Annotated in this window: 12 protein-coding genes; 7 read left to right on the top strand and 5 right to left on the bottom strand. The window is 72.2% G+C overall.

Annotated features, from left to right (window positions below; all coding sequences use genetic code 11):
• Positions 1–11: 11 nt before the first annotated feature.
• Positions 12–479, bottom strand: a complete 468-nt coding sequence (locus BTH_RS04665; protein ID WP_009896247.1) for a DUF2271 domain-containing protein — start codon at positions 477–479, stop codon at positions 12–14.
• 362 nt (positions 480–841) lie between these two features.
• Complete coding sequence (locus BTH_RS04670; protein ID WP_009896248.1) at positions 842–1,297, bottom strand: PepSY domain-containing protein; 456 nt, start codon at positions 1,295–1,297, stop codon at positions 842–844.
• 144 nt (positions 1,298–1,441) lie between these two features.
• Between BTH_RS04670 and BTH_RS04675 the strand changes: the two genes are divergently transcribed.
• Complete coding sequence (locus BTH_RS04675; protein ID WP_009896250.1) at positions 1,442–2,101, top strand: response regulator; 660 nt, start codon at positions 1,442–1,444, stop codon at positions 2,099–2,101.
• A 2-nt stretch (positions 2,102–2,103) separates the two neighbouring features.
• Positions 2,104–3,468: a sensor histidine kinase gene (locus tag BTH_RS04680; protein WP_009896252.1), complete on the top strand. Its 1,365-nt coding sequence runs from the start codon at positions 2,104–2,106 to the stop codon at positions 3,466–3,468.
• Between the two features lie 120 nt (positions 3,469–3,588).
• On the opposite strand, the gene BTH_RS04685 is transcribed toward BTH_RS04680, so the two are convergent.
• A complete protein-coding gene (locus tag BTH_RS04685) occupies positions 3,589–4,590 on the bottom strand; it encodes a LacI family DNA-binding transcriptional regulator (RefSeq protein ID WP_009896254.1) in 1,002 nt (333 codons plus the stop codon).
• Between the two features lie 226 nt (positions 4,591–4,816).
• On the opposite strand from BTH_RS04685, the gene ptsP reads away from it, so the two are divergent.
• From ptsP to BTH_RS04710, 5 genes are all read left to right on the top strand, one after another.
• Positions 4,817–7,363, top strand: a complete 2,547-nt coding sequence (ptsP, locus tag BTH_RS04690) for a phosphoenolpyruvate--protein phosphotransferase (protein ID WP_009896256.1) — start codon at positions 4,817–4,819, stop codon at positions 7,361–7,363.
• On the top strand, positions 7,360–8,409 hold the full coding sequence (locus tag BTH_RS04695; RefSeq protein WP_009896257.1) for a 1-phosphofructokinase family hexose kinase: 1,050 nt from the start codon (positions 7,360–7,362) through the stop codon (positions 8,407–8,409). The genes ptsP and BTH_RS04695 overlap by 4 nt, the downstream gene beginning before the upstream one ends.
• A 22-nt stretch (positions 8,410–8,431) precedes the next feature.
• Positions 8,432–10,219 carry a PTS fructose-like transporter subunit IIB gene (locus BTH_RS04700; protein ID WP_011401072.1) on the top strand — a complete coding sequence of 596 codons (1,788 nt, stop codon included), beginning with the start codon at positions 8,432–8,434 and terminating at the stop codon, positions 10,217–10,219.
• Positions 10,220–10,550: 331 nt separating this feature from the next.
• Positions 10,551–11,285 carry a GNAT family N-acetyltransferase gene (locus BTH_RS04705; RefSeq protein ID WP_009896261.1) on the top strand — a complete coding sequence of 245 codons (735 nt, stop codon included), beginning with the start codon at positions 10,551–10,553 and terminating at the stop codon, positions 11,283–11,285.
• Between the two features lie 499 nt (positions 11,286–11,784).
• Positions 11,785–13,203: an MFS transporter gene (locus tag BTH_RS04710; protein ID WP_009896263.1), complete on the top strand. Its 1,419-nt coding sequence runs from the start codon at positions 11,785–11,787 to the stop codon at positions 13,201–13,203.
• A 333-nt stretch (positions 13,204–13,536) separates the two neighbouring features.
• On the opposite strand, the gene BTH_RS04715 is transcribed toward BTH_RS04710, so the two are convergent.
• Together BTH_RS04715 and BTH_RS04720 are read right to left on the bottom strand one after the other, a co-directional pair.
• Positions 13,537–14,550, bottom strand: coding sequence for a DUF2891 domain-containing protein (locus BTH_RS04715; protein ID WP_009896265.1), 1,014 nt, complete (start codon positions 14,548–14,550; stop codon positions 13,537–13,539).
• Positions 14,551–14,667: 117 nt separating this feature from the next.
• On the bottom strand, positions 14,668–15,306 hold the full coding sequence (locus BTH_RS04720) for a hypothetical protein (RefSeq protein WP_009896268.1): 639 nt from the start codon (positions 15,304–15,306) through the stop codon (positions 14,668–14,670).
• Positions 15,307–15,330: the final 24 nt, after the last annotated feature.

The raw sequence follows: 15,330 nt of genomic DNA on the forward strand, positions 1-15,330 counted from the left end.
TCGTCTTCGTGCTACAGCGAATAGCGGAACGACTTCACGTAGCCGCGACCCTTGACCGCCTTGCCGGCGCCCGCCGCGTTGAGCGGCACGGCGACTTCCGACGGGTTCTCGTTCATGTCCTCGACCGCGGTGTCGATGTGGATCTCGTAGCCGGCGTCGAGCAGCGAGTCGGCGACGTCGAGCGTCGCGCGCAGCGTCCTGCCCGCGCCGACGCTCGCGCCCGTGATGCCGTCGAGCCGCGCCGATCCGCCCGTTGCGCGATACCAGTCGCGCAGGTGCCGGTAGTACTTCGTCTGGCGGCCGGCCATCCACAGCGTGCCCTGGTAGTGGCCCGCGCGATCGGTGACGTACAGGACGACGTATGCGCCGTCGCCGCCGTAATTGGCGAGTTGCGTCTCGAACGTGACCTGGCGCGCGGAAGCGAGCGACGGCGCGGCGAGCGCGCCTGCCAGCGCCGCGATCGGCAATGCGTGTTTCATCTGGGTTCTCCTGGTTTCGGTGAGGAGGGCGGCGCGGGCGGCGATGAGGCGGGGCGCACGCGCCGTCCGGGCGACCGGTTTCCGGCCGGCGCCGCAGGGCGACGCCGGTCTGGCGATAGTTGCGATGGCGTGGGGCGGCAGCGGGCGCCGTGCCCGAGCGTGCCGGCCGCACGCCTCGCATGGTTCGTTGCGGGTTGACGCAGACGGGCCGCCGTTCGCGACCGCCTGCGGCCGTGCCGGGGCCGGCTCCATCGACGCCTTCGATGGGTGATCGATGAGCGATCGATGGGGCGATCGACCGAACCGCCGGCGCGACGCGGCGGCATGCCGCGCGGCGCCGCGGAACCGCTGCGCGCCGCGGCTCAGCGAATCTGCACGTCCGGCTTCGAGCCCGGCTTCAGCACGCCGCCAGGCGGCGCGCCTGCCGGCGGGCCGCCGGCGGCGGCGCGCGCATCCGGCGCGCGGCCGTGATCGTCGCTGTCGCCGTCGTCGTGGCCGTGTTCTCGCTCGCGGTCGCCCTCGCGCTTCATTCGCAAGACGTCGAGCGTCACGGGATCGAGCTTCGCCTTGAAGCGCTTACCGCCGGCGTCGTGGCCCTTGATCTCGTAGCAGCCGTCGTCGGCCTTCAGCTTGTCGATGCGCCAGCCTTTTTGCTGCGCCAGCGCGTGCACCGCATCGCGCGGCTTCCAGTCGGCGAGCGGCGCGCGGCAGTCGTCGCCGCTGTCCGCCACCGCCGCGCGGATGCCGAGCGTGCCGACCAGCACGAGCGAGGCGAGTGAGGCGAGCGCCGCGCTCTTGATCAGTCGCGAGGTTTTCATTGCGGGATATCTCCTGTTCGGATCGTTGGGCTCTACAATGCGCTCGGTACCTGAAGCGAAGCTTGCGGATGCGCCGCTTTTTCTTCATGTTCGCTTCAGGTTCGGGTGGCAGAGTCGCGCCACGCCATTCATCAGGACACGCGCATGAGAGTGCTTCTCGTCGAAGACGATCCGTGGCTCGGGGAAGCCGTCCGCGACCAGATCGAGAAAGACGGGCATCCGACCGACTTCGTCGGCAACCTCGCCGACGCGCGCCGGCACGTCGCGGTCGCAACCTACGATCTGATCCTGCTCGACCTGCTGCTGCCCGACGGCCGCGGCCTCGATTTCCTGCGCGAGCTGCGCGCGGGCGGCTCGACGGTGCCCGTCATCATCCTGACCGCGCTCGATCAGGTCGCGAGCCGGATCGCCGGGCTGAACGCCGGCGCGGACGATTATCTGGTGAAGCCGTTCGACCTGTCCGAGCTGTCCGCGCGCGTGAGCGCGGTCGCGCGCCGCTATTCGGGCAATCCGAATCCGCTGGTGAAGCTCGGCGAGCTCTCGGTCGACACCGCCGCGCGCAGCGTGATGCGCGGCGGCGCGCGGATCGACCTGACCGCGAGCGAATGGGCGTTGCTCGAAACGCTGATCCAGCATCCGGGGATGCTCCTGTCGAAATCGCAGCTCGAAGAGCGGCTGTATTCGTTCAGCGACGAAGTCGGGAGCAACACGATCGAGGTTCACGTGAGCCGCCTGCGCAAGAAGCTCGGCGCCGACCTGATCGAGACCGTGCGTGGCCTCGGCTACCGCTTGAGGCGGGACTAGCGATGCCGCGCAGCCTGCAGGGACGGCTCGCGGCGGCGCTCGTGGCGGGCTTCGTCGTGTTTTCGCTCGCGACCGGGACGGCCGCGTTCTACGTGTTGCGCGCCGAGGTCGAGCGGATGTCCGACAGCGCGCTGCAGGAAACCGCGCAGCGGCTGCTGCCGCTCGCCGTGATGGACATCGTCGGGCGCGATTCGGACGGCGACGACGGCGACGGTGACGGCGGCGCCCGCATCGCGGAGGTCCGTGCGCACGACGAGTTGCTGACGTACGTCGTGCGCGACGAGACCGGCAAGTTGCTGCTGCGCTCGCACGACGCGGACGCGTCGATCTTTCCGAAGAATCTGAAAGCGGGCTTCGCCAGCACCGCGACGCATCGGGTGTATGCGGAGACGGTGCTGCAGGGCACGGTCACGCTGCTGATCGCGGAGCCGCTCGCGACGCGCCGGCGCGCGGAAGTGCGGGCGGCGTTCGCGGTCGTGAGGCCGCTCGCGCTGTTCCTGCCGGCCGGCCTGTTCGGGATCTGGCTGATCGTGCGCTCCGGCTTGACGCCGATCCGGCGCTTCTGCGACGCGATCGCCGCGCGCGGCCGCAACGATCTGACGCCGCTCGACAAGAGCGGGCTGCCGACCGAGATCGCGCCCGTCGCGGATGCCGTCACCGAGCTGATGGCGCGCCTCGATCGCGCGCTCGCCGCCGAGCGCAGCTTCACCGCGAACAGCGCGCACGAGCTGCGCACGCCGATCGCCGCGGCGCTCGCGCAGACGCAGCGGCTGATCGCCGAGGCGCCGTCCGACCCGCTGCGCGAGCGCGCGCAGCGGGTCGAGGGGGCGCTGCACACGCTGTCGCGGGTCAGCGAGCAGTTGATGCAGCTCGCGAAGGCCGAGGACGGGCGTGTGCTCGCGGATACGCCGCAGGATCTGCGGCCGGTGCTGGCGCTCGTCGTCGACGATTTCCGGCGCGTCGCGCGCGACCGCGCGATCGCGCTCGATCTGCCCGGCGCGGCCGTGACGTCGCGGATCGATCCGGACGCGTTCGCGATCGTCGTGCGCAATCTGGTCGAGAACGCGCTCAAGCACGGGGCGACGACGGAGCCGGTGCAGGTCGTGCTGTCGGCGGCGGGCGCGCTCAGCGTGACGAACCGCGGGCCGGTGCTGGCGGCCGCCGAGCTCGAGCGTTTGACGAAGCCGTTCGAGCGCGGCGCGACGGCGGCGAAGGGCAGCGGCCTCGGGCTCGCGATCGTCGACGCGATCGCGAAGGGCGCGGGCGCGTCGTTTGCGCTGCGCTCGCCCGCGCCGGGCGCGGCGGATGGGGTTCAGGCGGTGGTCGACGGGCTCGCGCTCGGCGGCGATCGGGGCGCGCACGCGTGAGACGGCGAGCGGCGCGGCGTCGATTCGAGCGACAACGCGTTCCTCGCGTGAGGCGCGCGATTCGAGGAAGTCGTCGACGGCGGGGCGGTCGACCGATCGACCGGCTGAACGCCGCGCCGGTCAGCCCGCCGCCCGCGCCGCCGTCGACCCCCGCACGATCAGCTCGCCCGGCAGCACCAGCGTGCGCGCCGACATCGCCGGATCGGCGAGCCGCTGCGTGAGCAACTGCATCGCGTTCTTGCCGATCTCGTAGACGGGCTGCGCGATCACCGTCACGCCCGGCGTGACGAGTTCCGTCCACGCGTCGTTGTCGAAGCCCGCGAGCGCGACGTCGTCCGGCACGCGCGCGCCGTGCTCGCGCAGCGCGCGATATGCGCCGAGCAGCAGCAGGCCGTTGCTCGCGACGATCGCGTCGGGGCGCGCGGCCGCGTCGCCGGCAAGCCAAGCGTGCACGCGCGCGTGCGCCGCCTGCGGATGCGGATCGACGAATTCCGCGTCGGCGGGCAGCGCGTGGCGGCGCAGCGCGTCGACGAACGCCGCGTGCCGTTCGCGGCCCGTCGTGCTCGCGTTGCCGAACAGCCCCGCGACGCGCCGGTAGCCGTGCTCGACCAGATGCTCGACGAGCCGCGTCGCCGCGTCGCGATTGTCGAGCGTGACCGCGTCGGCCGCGCCCGCCGGGCCCGCGCGGTCGATCATCACGACCGGAAACGCGTGCGCGCGCGCGTCGAACCGCCGCGCGGCGTCGTACGTCGGCGAATAGATGACGCCCGTCACGCGCTCGCTTTCCATCAGCCGCAGGTACATCGCTTCCTTTTCCGGGCTCTCGTCGGTGTTGCAGAGAATCACGCGCATGCCTTGCGCGTACGCGGCGTCCTCGACCGCGCGGCTCACCTCGGTGAAGAACGGGTTGCGCACGTCGGACACGATGAGGCCGATCGTCGCGGTATCGCCCGAGCGCAGCCGGCGCGCGGCCGCGTTCGGCCGATAGTCGAGCCGCTCGATCACCTCGAGCACGCGGCGGCGCACGGTGTCGCGCACCGGGCCGCTGTTCGACAGCACGCGCGAGACCGTCGCGACCGACACGCCCGCCGCTTCCGCGACATCCTTGATTCGTAACGCCATGACGACTGAAATCGATTTCTCTTCGGGGTCGGTATTTACCCTGAATCGCGGCGGCGGAAGCGAACCCCGGCGTATGCGCCGTCACCGCCCGCGGACAGGCCGTTCGCCTATTCTATCGGCGCTTGCCGCACATTTCACGCGCTTTCCCAAAATCGGGGAACGCTTGACGGTCAAAGTGGTATCGATTTCAATACGCACATTCCAACGACTCATCCCAGGAGACGCGATGCCGCCGTTGCTCACCGCGGAACTCGTCCGGCTCGGCGCGAAGGCCGATTCGAAACACGATGCGATCGGCCAGGCCGGCGCGCTGCTCGTCGCGGCGGGCGTCATCGAGCCCGGCTACGTCGACAGCCTGCTCGGCCGCGAGCGGGTGTCGAACACGTATCTCGGCAGCGGCGTCGCGATCCCGCATGGATTGCAGGAGGACCGCCACCTGATCCGCCGCACGGGCGTCGCGGTGCTGCAATTGCCGGACGGCGTCGAATGGCAGGGCGGCGAGCGCGCGCGGCTCGTCGTCGCGATCGCCGCGCAGTCCGACGAGCACATCGTGCTGCTGCAGCGCCTGACCCGGCTGATCGGCGATCCGGCGCAGCTCGAGCGGCTGCTCGCCGCGCGCGATTCGCGCGCGATCGTCGACGCGCTGAACGGCGCGCGGCCGGCAAACGCGGCCGGCGGCGCGCCCACCGCCGCCGCCGCCGTCGCGGCGACGCCCGCCGACTACGCGCACAAGCTCGATCTGATCCTCGACTATCCGCACGGCCTGCACGCGCGGCCCGCGAGCGCGTGGGTCGCCACCGCGAAGCGCTACCAGGCGGCGCTGCGCGTGCGCTGCGGCGAGCTCGCCGCCGATCCGAAGAACCTCGTCAGTCTGTTGCAGCTCGGCGCGACCGCGCAGGCGCGGCTCGTCGTGTCGGCGCAAGGCGTCGACGCGGCCGATGCGCTCGCCGCGCTCGCACGCACGATCGGCTCGCTCGCCGCCGAGGAGCACGCGCGCGCGGCGGCGGCGCAGGCGCGCCGGCAGAGCGCGCAGCCCGCGCTGTGGACGCCCGAGGACCCGGCGGCCGCGATCGAAGGCGTCGGCGCGGGGCCGGGCCTCGTGACGGGGCCGGTGCGCGTGCTGCGCGCGACGCGCGTCGATGTCGAGGACCGGCCGGGCGACGCGCTCGACGCGTCGCACCGGCTCGAGCGCGCGCTTGCCGACACCGCGGCCGAGCTCGATGCGCTTGCACGGGAGACGGCGTCGCGGCTCGGCGCGGCCGAGGGCGAGATCTTCGTCGCGCAGCGCGAGCTGCTGAACGACGCCGCGCTGCTCGGCGAGGTCGCGCGGCTGACCGTCGACGGGCACGGGCTCGCGTGGGCGTGGCATCGCGCGACCGACGCGCAGGCCGAGCGGCTCGCCGCGCTGCCCGATCCGCTCCTCGCCGCGCGCGCCGCCGATTTGCGCGACGTCGCGCGGCGCGTGCTGCGGCATCTCGGCGAGACGGGCGGCCCCGCGCGCGACGCGGCGGGCGGCGCCGGCGCGCGCGCGCCGGCGATCCTGATCGCCGAAGACCTGACGCCGTCCGACACCGCGCAGCTCGACCCGGCCGTGACGCTCGGCTTCTGCACGGTCGCGGGCGGCCCGACGTCGCACACGGCGATCCTCGCGCGCACGCTCGGCGTGCCGGCGGCGGTCGCGTGCGGCGCGACGCTGATGGACGTGGCCGACGGCGCGTGCGCGGTGCTCGACGGCAATGCCGGGCGGCTTTACGTCGGCGTGTCGGCGCGCGACGCCGAGCGCGCGCGGCAGGTCGAGCAGCGCCTCGCCGACGAGCGGCGGCGCGCGAGCGCGAACCGCGCGCTGCCCGCGGCGACGCTCGACGGCCACGTGATCGAGATCGGCGCGAACATCACGCGGCCCGCGCAGGTTGCCGACGCGCTCGCGCAGGGCGCGGACGGCGTCGGCCTGATGCGCACCGAGTTCCTGTTCCTCGAGCGGCGCGACGCGCCCGACGAGGACGAGCAATACGCGTGCTACCGGCAGATGGTCGACGCGAGCGGCGGCCGGCGGCTCATCATCCGCACGCTCGACATCGGCGGCGACAAGCAGGTGCCGTATCTGAACCTGCCGCACGAATCGAATCCGTTCCTCGGCGTGCGCGGGCTGCGCCTGTGCCTGCGGCGGCCGGACCTGTTCGTGCCGCAGTTGCGCGCGCTGTATCGCGCGGCGAAGGCGGGGCCGCTCTGGATCATGTTCCCGATGGTGTCGACGCTCGATGAGGCGCGCGAGGCGCTCGCGCTCGCCGAGACCGTGCGCGCCGAGCTCGATGCGCCGAAGGTGCCGCTCGGCATCATGGTCGAGACGCCGTCGGCCGCGGCGCTCGCCGATCACTTCGCGCAGCTCGTCGATTTCTTCTCGATCGGCACCAACGATCTGACGCAATACGTGCTCGCGATCGACCGCGAGCACCCGGAGCTCGCGCGGCTCGCCGAAAGCCTGCATCCGGCCGTGCTGAGGATGATCCGGCAGACAGTCGACGGCGCGCGCCGCCATCGCAAGTGGGTCGGCGTGTGCGGCGGGCTCGCGGGCGATCCGCTCGGCGCGTCGATTCTCGCGGGCTTGGGCGTCGACGAATTGTCGATGAGCGCGCGCGACGTCGCCGCGGTGAAGGCGCGGCTGCGCGGCGCGCGGCTCGACGCGCTCACGGCGCTCGCCGCGCGCGCGCTCGACTGCGCGGACGTCGACGCGGTGCGCGCGCTCGATTCGGCCGAGATCCGGGTGGCCGCATGACGACCGTCGTGACCGTGACGCCGAATCCGGCGCTCGACCAGACCGTGCGCGTGCGCAATTTGACGCTCGGCGACGTGAACCGCGCGGAATCGCTCGAGTTCAACGCGGGCGGCAAGGGCGTGAACGTCGCCGGGTGCCTCGCCGACTACGGGATCGCGACGATCGCGACCGGGCTGCTCGGCGCGGACGACGGCGCGGCGTTCGACGCGATGTTCGCCGACAAGCAGATCGCGGACCGCTTCGTGCGGATCGCGGGGCGCACGCGGATCAACGTGAAGCTTGTCGACGACGCGCGCGGCGAGACGACCGACATCAATCTCGCGACGTCGCGGCCGGCGGCGGCCGACGTCGCCGCGCTCGAGCGCCGGATCGCCGAGCTCGCCGCGCCCGGCCGCTGGTTCGTGCTCGCGGGCAGCCTGCCGCCGGGCGTCGACGCGTCGTTCTACCGGCGCGCGACGCGCGCGCTGCACGATGCGGGCGCGCGCGTCGCGCTCGACACGAGCGGCGCGCCGCTCGCCGACGCGCTCGCGGCCGCCGATCCGCGCGAGCTGCCGGACCTCGCGAAGCCGAATCTCGCGGAACTCGAGGCGGCGCTCGGCCGCGCGCTCGCCGGCGACGACGCGATCGTGCGCGCCGCGTGCGAACTGGCCGCGCGGGGGATCGCGCGCGTCGTCGTGTCGCTCGGCGCGCAGGGCGCGCTCGGCGTGGCGGCGGATTTCGGCGCGGATTTCGGCGCGGATGTCGGCGCAAATGCCGTCGCGCCGCGGCCGATCGCCTACCGGGTCTTTCGCGCGACGCCGCCCCGCGTGCCCGTCGCGAGCACGGTCGGCGCGGGCGACGCCTTCGTCGCCGGGCTCGTCGCGAGCCTGACGGAAGCGCGCGCATGGGGCGACACGGGCCGCCGTGCGACCGCGTTCGCGGCCGCGAAGCTCGCGCGCGTCGGCCCGCATCTGCCGGATCGTGCGACGCTCGCGGCGCTCGCCGCGCAGGTCGAGGTCGACACTTTCACGCTGGCCGCCGAGGCGGACGGCGCCGTTCATTCATAAGCCGGTCAGGCCGGAGACAGTCATGGAAAAATTGATCGGACTCGTGGCGGCGCCGGCGCGGACCGCCGCGCCGACCTTCGCCGCGCACGCGCTCGGCCGCGCCGCGCAAGCGCGCGGCATCGCGCTCGCGCTCGAGACGCGCAGCGCGCTGGGCGTGCAGACGCCGTTGTCCGCCGACCAGATCGGCGAGGCGAGCGCCGTGCTGATCGCGGCGGACGATCCGGCGTCGATCGACGAAGCGCCGTTCGCCGGCAAGACGATTCATCGCGTGTCGATCGACGAGGCGATTCGCGACGCGGATGCCGTGCTCGCGCACGCGTCGGGGCGCGCTTCGGCGCAGGCCGCCGCCGCTTCGGTCGCGGGGGCGGCCGCCTCGCGATCGGCCGCCGCGCGCCCGCTGAAGATCGTCGCGATCACGTCGTGCCCGACCGGCATCGCGCACACGTTCATGGCGGCCGAAGGGCTCGCGCAGGGCGCGCAGGCGCTCGGCCATGCGATCCACGTCGAGACGCAGGGCTCGGTCGGCGCGCAGAACCGGCTGACCGACGCGCAGATCGCCGAAGCGGACCTCGTCGTGATCGCCGCCGATACGCAGGTCGACAAAAGCCGCTTCAACGGCAAGCGGCTCTACGAGACGGGCACGAAGAGCGCGATCGGCAAGGGCGCGGCGCTGATCGAGAAGGCGATCCTGGAGGCGCGCGTCGAAGGCGGGGCCGCGGCGGGCGCGGCGGCGCTCGCCGATCAGGTCGCCGCCGCGAAGCAGGCGCGCGCCGCGAAGGCGGGCGGCCCGTACCGGCACCTGATGACGGGCGTGTCGTACATGCTGCCGTTCGTCGTCGCGGGCGGGCTGTTGATTGCGCTGTCGTTCGCGCTCGGCGGCATCTATGCGTTCGACGACGCGCACAAGGGCACGCTCGCGTGGTCGCTGTTCCAGATCGGCGCGAAATCGGCGTTCGCGCTGATCGTGCCGGTGCTGTCCGGCTACATCGCGTATTCGATCGCGGACCGGCCGGGCATCACGCCGGGGATGGTCGGCGGGATGCTCGCCGCGAGCCTGAACGCGGGCTTTCTCGGCGGCATCGTGTCGGGCTTCCTCGCGGGCTACGCGGCGCTTCTCATCAACCGCCACCTGAAGCTGCACCGCAACCTCGAAGGGCTGAAGCCGGTGCTCATCATTCCGCTCGTGTCGACGCTCGTCGTCGGGCTCTTGATGCTGTACGTCGTCGGGTCGCCCGTCGCGGCCGCGCTGCACGCGCTCGAAGGCTGGCTGCGCTCGATGCAGGCGGGCAGCGCGGTGGTGCTCGGGCTGATTCTCGGCGGGATGATGGCGCTCGACATGGGCGGCCCGGTGAACAAGGCGGCTTATGCGTTCAGCGCGGGGCTGATCGCGAGTCACGTGTACACGCCGATGGCGGCGACGATGGCGGCCGGGATGACGCCGCCTCTCGGCATCGCGCTCGCGACGTGGCTGTTCCGGCAGCGCTTCGGGGCCGAGGAGCGTGAGGCGGGCAAGGCGGCGGCCGTGCTCGGGATCGCGTTCATCACCGAGGGCGCGATTCCGTTCGCCGCGCGCGATCCGATGCGCGTGATTCCCGCGTGCATCGCCGGCTCGGCGCTGACGGGCGCGATCTCGATGGCGGCGGGCGCCGAGCTGAAGGTGCCGCACGGCGGGATCTTCGTGCTGCCGATTCCGAACGCGGTCACGCACCTCGGCGTGTATGCGCTTGCGATCGCCGCCGGCACGCTCGTGACGGCGCTCGCGGTCGGCATGCTGAAGCGCGGGGCGCGGCCGGCGGTGGCGGGAGGCTGACGGCGGGGCGGCTTGCCGATTTGCCGAACGCCGAGCATCGAACGCCGAACGCAGAGCGCCGAACGCCGAACGCCGAACGCCGAACGCCGAACGCCGAACGCCGAGCATCGATCACCGATCACCGATCACCGATCCTCGATCCTCGATCCTCGATCCTCGATCCTCGATCGCCGCGCCCCCGTTCCCGACCGCCGAAGCGGCGCATCCCGCCGGCGTCTCTTACAATCGAATGCGCCGCCGCGTTGCCGGACGCCCCCATCCGGCATCGCCGCGCGGACTTCGTCGCCGACCGGCGCTTCATTCATCGTTTATCGTTTCGGGATTCCTTTTCGTGAGCGACCACGCACATACCAACGAATTCGGCCAGCCGATCGGCGCGCCGGTGCCCGGCTGGCAGCCGCGTTCGGCGCCGCCGCGCACGCCGGCGCAGGGCCGGTTCTGCCGCATCGAACCTGTCGATCCGGGCCGGCACGCGGACGATCTGCATGCGGCGTATGCGACGGCCGCCGACGGCCGCGACTGGACGTACATGAGCGCCGGCCCGTTCGCCGATGCCGCAAGCTATCGCGCACATCTGGAGACGGCGGCCGCGAGCGACGATCCGTTGCATCATGCGATCGTCGATCTGGCGACCGGCAAGGCGGTCGGCACCTTCGCGCTGATGCGCGCCGATCGTGCGAACGGCGTGATCGAGGTCGGATTCGTCGCGTATTCGCCGCTGCTGCAAAAGACATGCGCGGGCACCGAAGCGCTGTTCCTGCTGATGCGGCGCGTGTTCGACGAGCTCGGTTATCGCCGCTTCGAATGGAAATGCGACAGCCTGAACGCGCCGTCGCGCGCGGCGGCGCTTCGCTACGGCTTCACGTACGAGGGGCTGTTCCGGCAGGCCGTGGTCTACAAGGGGCGCTCGCGCGACACCGCGTGGTATTCGATCGTCGACGGAGAATGGCCGGCGCTGCGCTCGGCGTTCGAGCAGTGGCTCGCGGCCGGAAATTTCGACGAGCAGGGGCGGCAGCGGGAGTCGCTGTCCACGTTGATCGCGGCGGCGCGCGGCGGCGACGTGTGACGCACGCGCGGCGAGCGCGGGCGGCCGGCGCCGCGCCCGGCGTTCGGGCGACCGCCCGCGGCGCGCGGCATTTTGGCGTGCTCGACCGGGCACTCGCGGAGCGCGCCCGTTCCTCGGCGGCGAGCGGCGCGGGCTCGCGGGCGTGTGCGTCGGCGCATCGCTGCGCCGCCCCTGCGAATTCGATACCGGGCGTCCGCCGCCGCGCGCCGTGTGCAGGCATGCGCGGCCCGCGTGCCGGCGCAACGTGATGCCGCCCGTCGATCATCCGAAACGGCGTCTGGGCTTCCGGTCTCCGTGGCGCTCACGAACTTGCGGCGCCGTTGCGGCGCGGAGGCGGCGGCCCGGCGCGCGCGGCGGACGTGTCGACGGGCGCGCGCGCTTCGCGCGGCGCGCGGGGCGCAGCCCTTCCCACCGGCCGCGCGGCCGGTAAAATGCCCGAACCCCGGCGGCCGCGAGCGGCCGCCGTCAGACGACAACGACATTCGGAGACACCCCCGCCATGGCTTCAACGGAAAGCGCGTCGCGCGCATCGGCGCAGGCGACGGCGATCGACGCTGGCGTCATCTCGGCACGCCTCGATCGCCTGCCGCCTACGCGCAGCGTCTGGAAACTCGTTGCGCTGCTGAGTCTCGGCTTCTTCTTCGAGCTCTACGATCTGCTGTACAGCGGCTACGTCGCGCCCGGCCTCGTGAAGAGCGGCATCCTGAGCGCGACGACGCGCGGGCTGTTCGGCACGACGGGCGTGGCGAGCTTCATCGCCGCGCTGTTCGCGGGCCTGTTCATCGGCACGATCGCGTGCGGCTTTCTCGCCGACCGCTTCGGCCGCCGCGCGGTGTTCACGTGGTCGCTCCTGTGGTACACGGCCGCGAACGTCGCGATGGCGTTCCAGGACACCGCCGCGGGCCTCAATTTCTGGCGCTTCGTCGTCGGGCTGGGGCTCGGCGTCGAGATGGTGACGATCGGCACGTACATCTCGGAGCTGGTTCCGAAACAGATTCGCGGCCGCGCGTTCGCGTGCGAGCAGGCGGTCGGCTTCGCCGCGGTGCCCGTCGTCGCGCTGCTCGCGTATCTGCTCGTGCCGCGCGCGCCGTTCGGCGTCGACGGCTGGCGCTGGGTCGTGCTGATCGGCGCGCACGGCGCGATCTTCGTCTGGTGGATTCGCCGCCAGTTGCCGGAAAGCCCGCGCTGGCTCGCGCAGCAGGGCCGGCTCGACGAAGCCGAACGCGTGCTCGCCGCGCTCGAGGCGAAGGTCGAGGCGGAGTACGGCCGGCCGCTGCCGCCGCCCGCGCCGGCCGAGCCCATCGCGCCGCGCGGCCGGTTCGCCGACATGTGGGTGCCGCCTTACCGCAAGCGCACGGTGATGATGACGATCTTCAACGTGTTCCAGACGGTGGGCTTCTACGGCTTCGCGAACTGGGTGCCGACGCTGCTCATCAAGCAGGGAATCACCGTCACGACGAGCCTCATGTATTCGAGCGTGATCGCGCTCGCCGCGCCGGTCGGGCCGCTGATCGGCCTCGCGATCGCCGACCGTTTCGAGCGCAAGACGGTGATCGTCGCGATGGCGGGCGCGGCGATGATCGCGGGGCTGTTGTTCAGTCAGGCGTCGGCCGCGTGGCTGCTCGTCGCGCTCGGCGTGTGCCTCACGCTCGCGAACAACATCATGTCGTACAGCTTCCATGCGTATCAGGCCGAGCTGTTCCCGACCGCGATCCGTGCGCGCGCGGTGGGCTTTGTCTACTCGTGGAGCCGCTTCTCGGCGATCTTCACGTCGTTCGCGATCGCGGCCGTGCTCAAGGGGTTCGGCACGCCGGGCGTGTTCGCGTTCATCGCGGGCGCGATGGCGATCGTGATGGCGACGATCGGGCTGATGGGGCCGCGCACGAAAGGCGTCGCGCTCGAAGCGATATCGCATTGACGTGAGCCGGGCGGACGGCGCGCGCGTTCGTTGCGTGCGCGCTCCGCCTGGCGGCGAAGGGGAGGCCGGCGGCGGGCATGCGTGCGGCGTGCCGGCCGTGCGCCGCGATGCCGTATTCAACCGAGCGGCATTCAGCCGGGCCGCTTAACCGAGCCGCATCAACCGAACTGCATCAACCGAACTGCATCAGCGAAGCCGCGTTAGGCGGCCCGCTCCGCGCACGTGGCGAGGCGATGCGGCATGCTCGAACGTCGGCGCGACCCGACGCGTACTACATGCATTCGTGCGACGCGGCGACGCCGGACGCAACCGGCGTCGCTTCCGTCGGTCGGCTCAGGCCTCCAGCGCGAGCACCGCAAACGACGCGAGCCAGTGCTCGCCCATGTAGTCGCCCGCGACGTGCTCGAGCGCGCTCGCGAGATGCGCGTCGGCCGCGTCGTCGAGCGCCGCCCGGCGCGGATCGCCTTGCGGCAACGCACGCGCGAGCGAGCGCTGGCACCACGCGCGGCTCAGGTTCAGGCCGTCGAGGTGCGCGATCTTGCCGTCGGTGCGGTCGGTGACGGTGGCGGGCGTGAAGAGGGTTGCCGGCTCGCGCGCGGCGAGCGACGGCAGGAACGCGTCGAACCACGCGAGAAACTCCGCCGCCGGCAGCACGCGGCGCATCAGCTCCGCTTCCATCAGCGCCGGCGACAGGAACTCGTCGCCGCTCGGCTCCCATGCCTGACAGTTCGCGTCGCGCAGATGCCAGCGCCGCGCGGTGTCGACGATCAGCGCTTCAAGCTCCGCACGCCCCGTCCGCCGTGCGAAATCGAACGCGAGCGACAGCGCGAACGCGGTGTTGAAGTGCGTGCCGACGCGCAGCGGGTAGGTCGCCTTCGGCAGGAATTCGGTGAAGCGCTCGACGAAGATGTCGGTCAGCGGCGCGAGCGTCGCCGACCAGCGGCGGCCCGCATCCGACGTCATCGACGCGAGCTGCGCGGACAGCGCGAGCAGCCATCCCCAGCCGTAAGGCCGCTCGAAGCCGCGATTGTGCGGCAGGTTCAGGTACGCCGCTTCGCCCGCCACGTTCTCGGCGGTGAAGTGCGCGTCGACGGTCGCGACGATGCGCTGCGCCTGCGGCAGATCGGCAAACCGGTCGAGCAGCCGCGTGACGAGCCAGTAGCCGTGCACGCACGAATGCCAGTCGTAGCTGCCGTAGAAGATCGGATGCAGCGCGCGGGGGCCGCGCACGTCTTGCGGGCCGGCGAGCGAATGCGTGAGCTTGTTCGGATATTCGCGCGTCAGGTGGCCGAGCGCGAGGTTCGCGAATTGCGAGGCGAGAGCGGGCGTCAGTTGTCGGGCGGTCATGGCGAGGGCGTCGAAATATGAACGGCGCGCATCGCGCGCCGCGCTCGACGTCATGTTACCCGCCGATGCCCGCGCGTGCGCGAACGGCGAAGACGCCCGCCGAGTGCGCCGCGCGGCCTAGGAGCCGCAGTGCAACCGGCGGTAGCGCGTTTCGAGCTCGATCTGCTGCTCGCTGCGCTCGCGCTGTTCCTTGGCTTCCCGCTCGGTGGCCGGATATGGCTTGCGCGCCCACGGGCGGCTCCGGTAGTCGGACGCCTGCGGCGCGAAACTTGACGGCGCATGGCCGTTCGCGGAAGGCAGCGGCCGCGACGGCGGCGGCTCGTAGACGGGCGGCGCGGGAACTTTCCACGGCGTCGAGTGGTTGATCGTGCTCGGTGCGAGCAGCGCAGGCGGGGCCGAGCGCACGGCGGCTTCCGTGTGGCGCGCCAGATTGTCGATCTTCGCGGCGAGCGCGTCGCATTCCTCCTGCCGGCCTTGATCCTGCGCGAACGCGAAGTTGCGCTGCAACGGGGCCGCGTACTGCGGCTTCGCGTCGGGCGGCGCGTGTTTCGACAGCGTTTGGGGGGCGAGGCTGCCGGACGGCAGCGAACCGGCGCGGGCGGTGGCGGGCGGCGTCTGCGGGTGCGCTGGCGACGGCGCGGCTCGGGACGCCGGCGTCGCGCCGGACGCGGAGCCGGCGAGCGGCTGCGCTTGCGCGCTCGCGCCCACCGCGAGCAGGAGCGCGGCGAGTGCGGCGCGCGACATCGGGACATTCATGCGGCGAAGTAGCGGCGAAAATCT

The sequence above is a fragment of the Burkholderia thailandensis E264 genome (assembly GCF_000012365.1).
In the GTDB taxonomy this organism is placed as follows: Bacteria; Pseudomonadota; Gammaproteobacteria; order Burkholderiales; family Burkholderiaceae; genus Burkholderia; species Burkholderia thailandensis.

Bases quoted from the DNA above. Each gene is read 5' to 3' on its own strand.
- BTH_RS04670 (WP_009896248.1), bottom strand. From the start codon at position 1,297: ATGAAAACCTCGCGACTGATCAAGAGCGCGGCGCTCGCCTCACTCGCC.
- BTH_RS04695 (WP_009896257.1), top strand. From the start codon at position 7,360: ATGACGACCGTCGTGACCGTGACGCCGAATCCGGCGCTCGACCAGACC.
- BTH_RS04665 (WP_009896247.1), bottom strand. From the start codon at position 479: ATGAAACACGCATTGCCGATCGCGGCGCTGGCAGGCGCGCTCGCCGCG.
- BTH_RS04715 (WP_009896265.1), bottom strand. From the start codon at position 14,550: ATGACCGCCCGACAACTGACGCCCGCTCTCGCCTCGCAATTCGCGAAC.
- BTH_RS04710 (WP_009896263.1), top strand. From the start codon at position 11,785: ATGGCTTCAACGGAAAGCGCGTCGCGCGCATCGGCGCAGGCGACGGCG.
- BTH_RS04675 (WP_009896250.1), top strand. From the start codon at position 1,442: ATGAGAGTGCTTCTCGTCGAAGACGATCCGTGGCTCGGGGAAGCCGTC.
- BTH_RS04700 (WP_011401072.1), top strand. From the start codon at position 8,432: ATGGAAAAATTGATCGGACTCGTGGCGGCGCCGGCGCGGACCGCCGCG.
- BTH_RS04720 (WP_009896268.1), bottom strand. From the start codon at position 15,306: ATGAATGTCCCGATGTCGCGCGCCGCACTCGCCGCGCTCCTGCTCGCG.
- ptsP (WP_009896256.1), top strand. From the start codon at position 4,817: ATGCCGCCGTTGCTCACCGCGGAACTCGTCCGGCTCGGCGCGAAGGCC.
- BTH_RS04685 (WP_009896254.1), bottom strand. From the start codon at position 4,590: ATGGCGTTACGAATCAAGGATGTCGCGGAAGCGGCGGGCGTGTCGGTC.
- BTH_RS04680 (WP_009896252.1), top strand. From the start codon at position 2,104: ATGCCGCGCAGCCTGCAGGGACGGCTCGCGGCGGCGCTCGTGGCGGGC.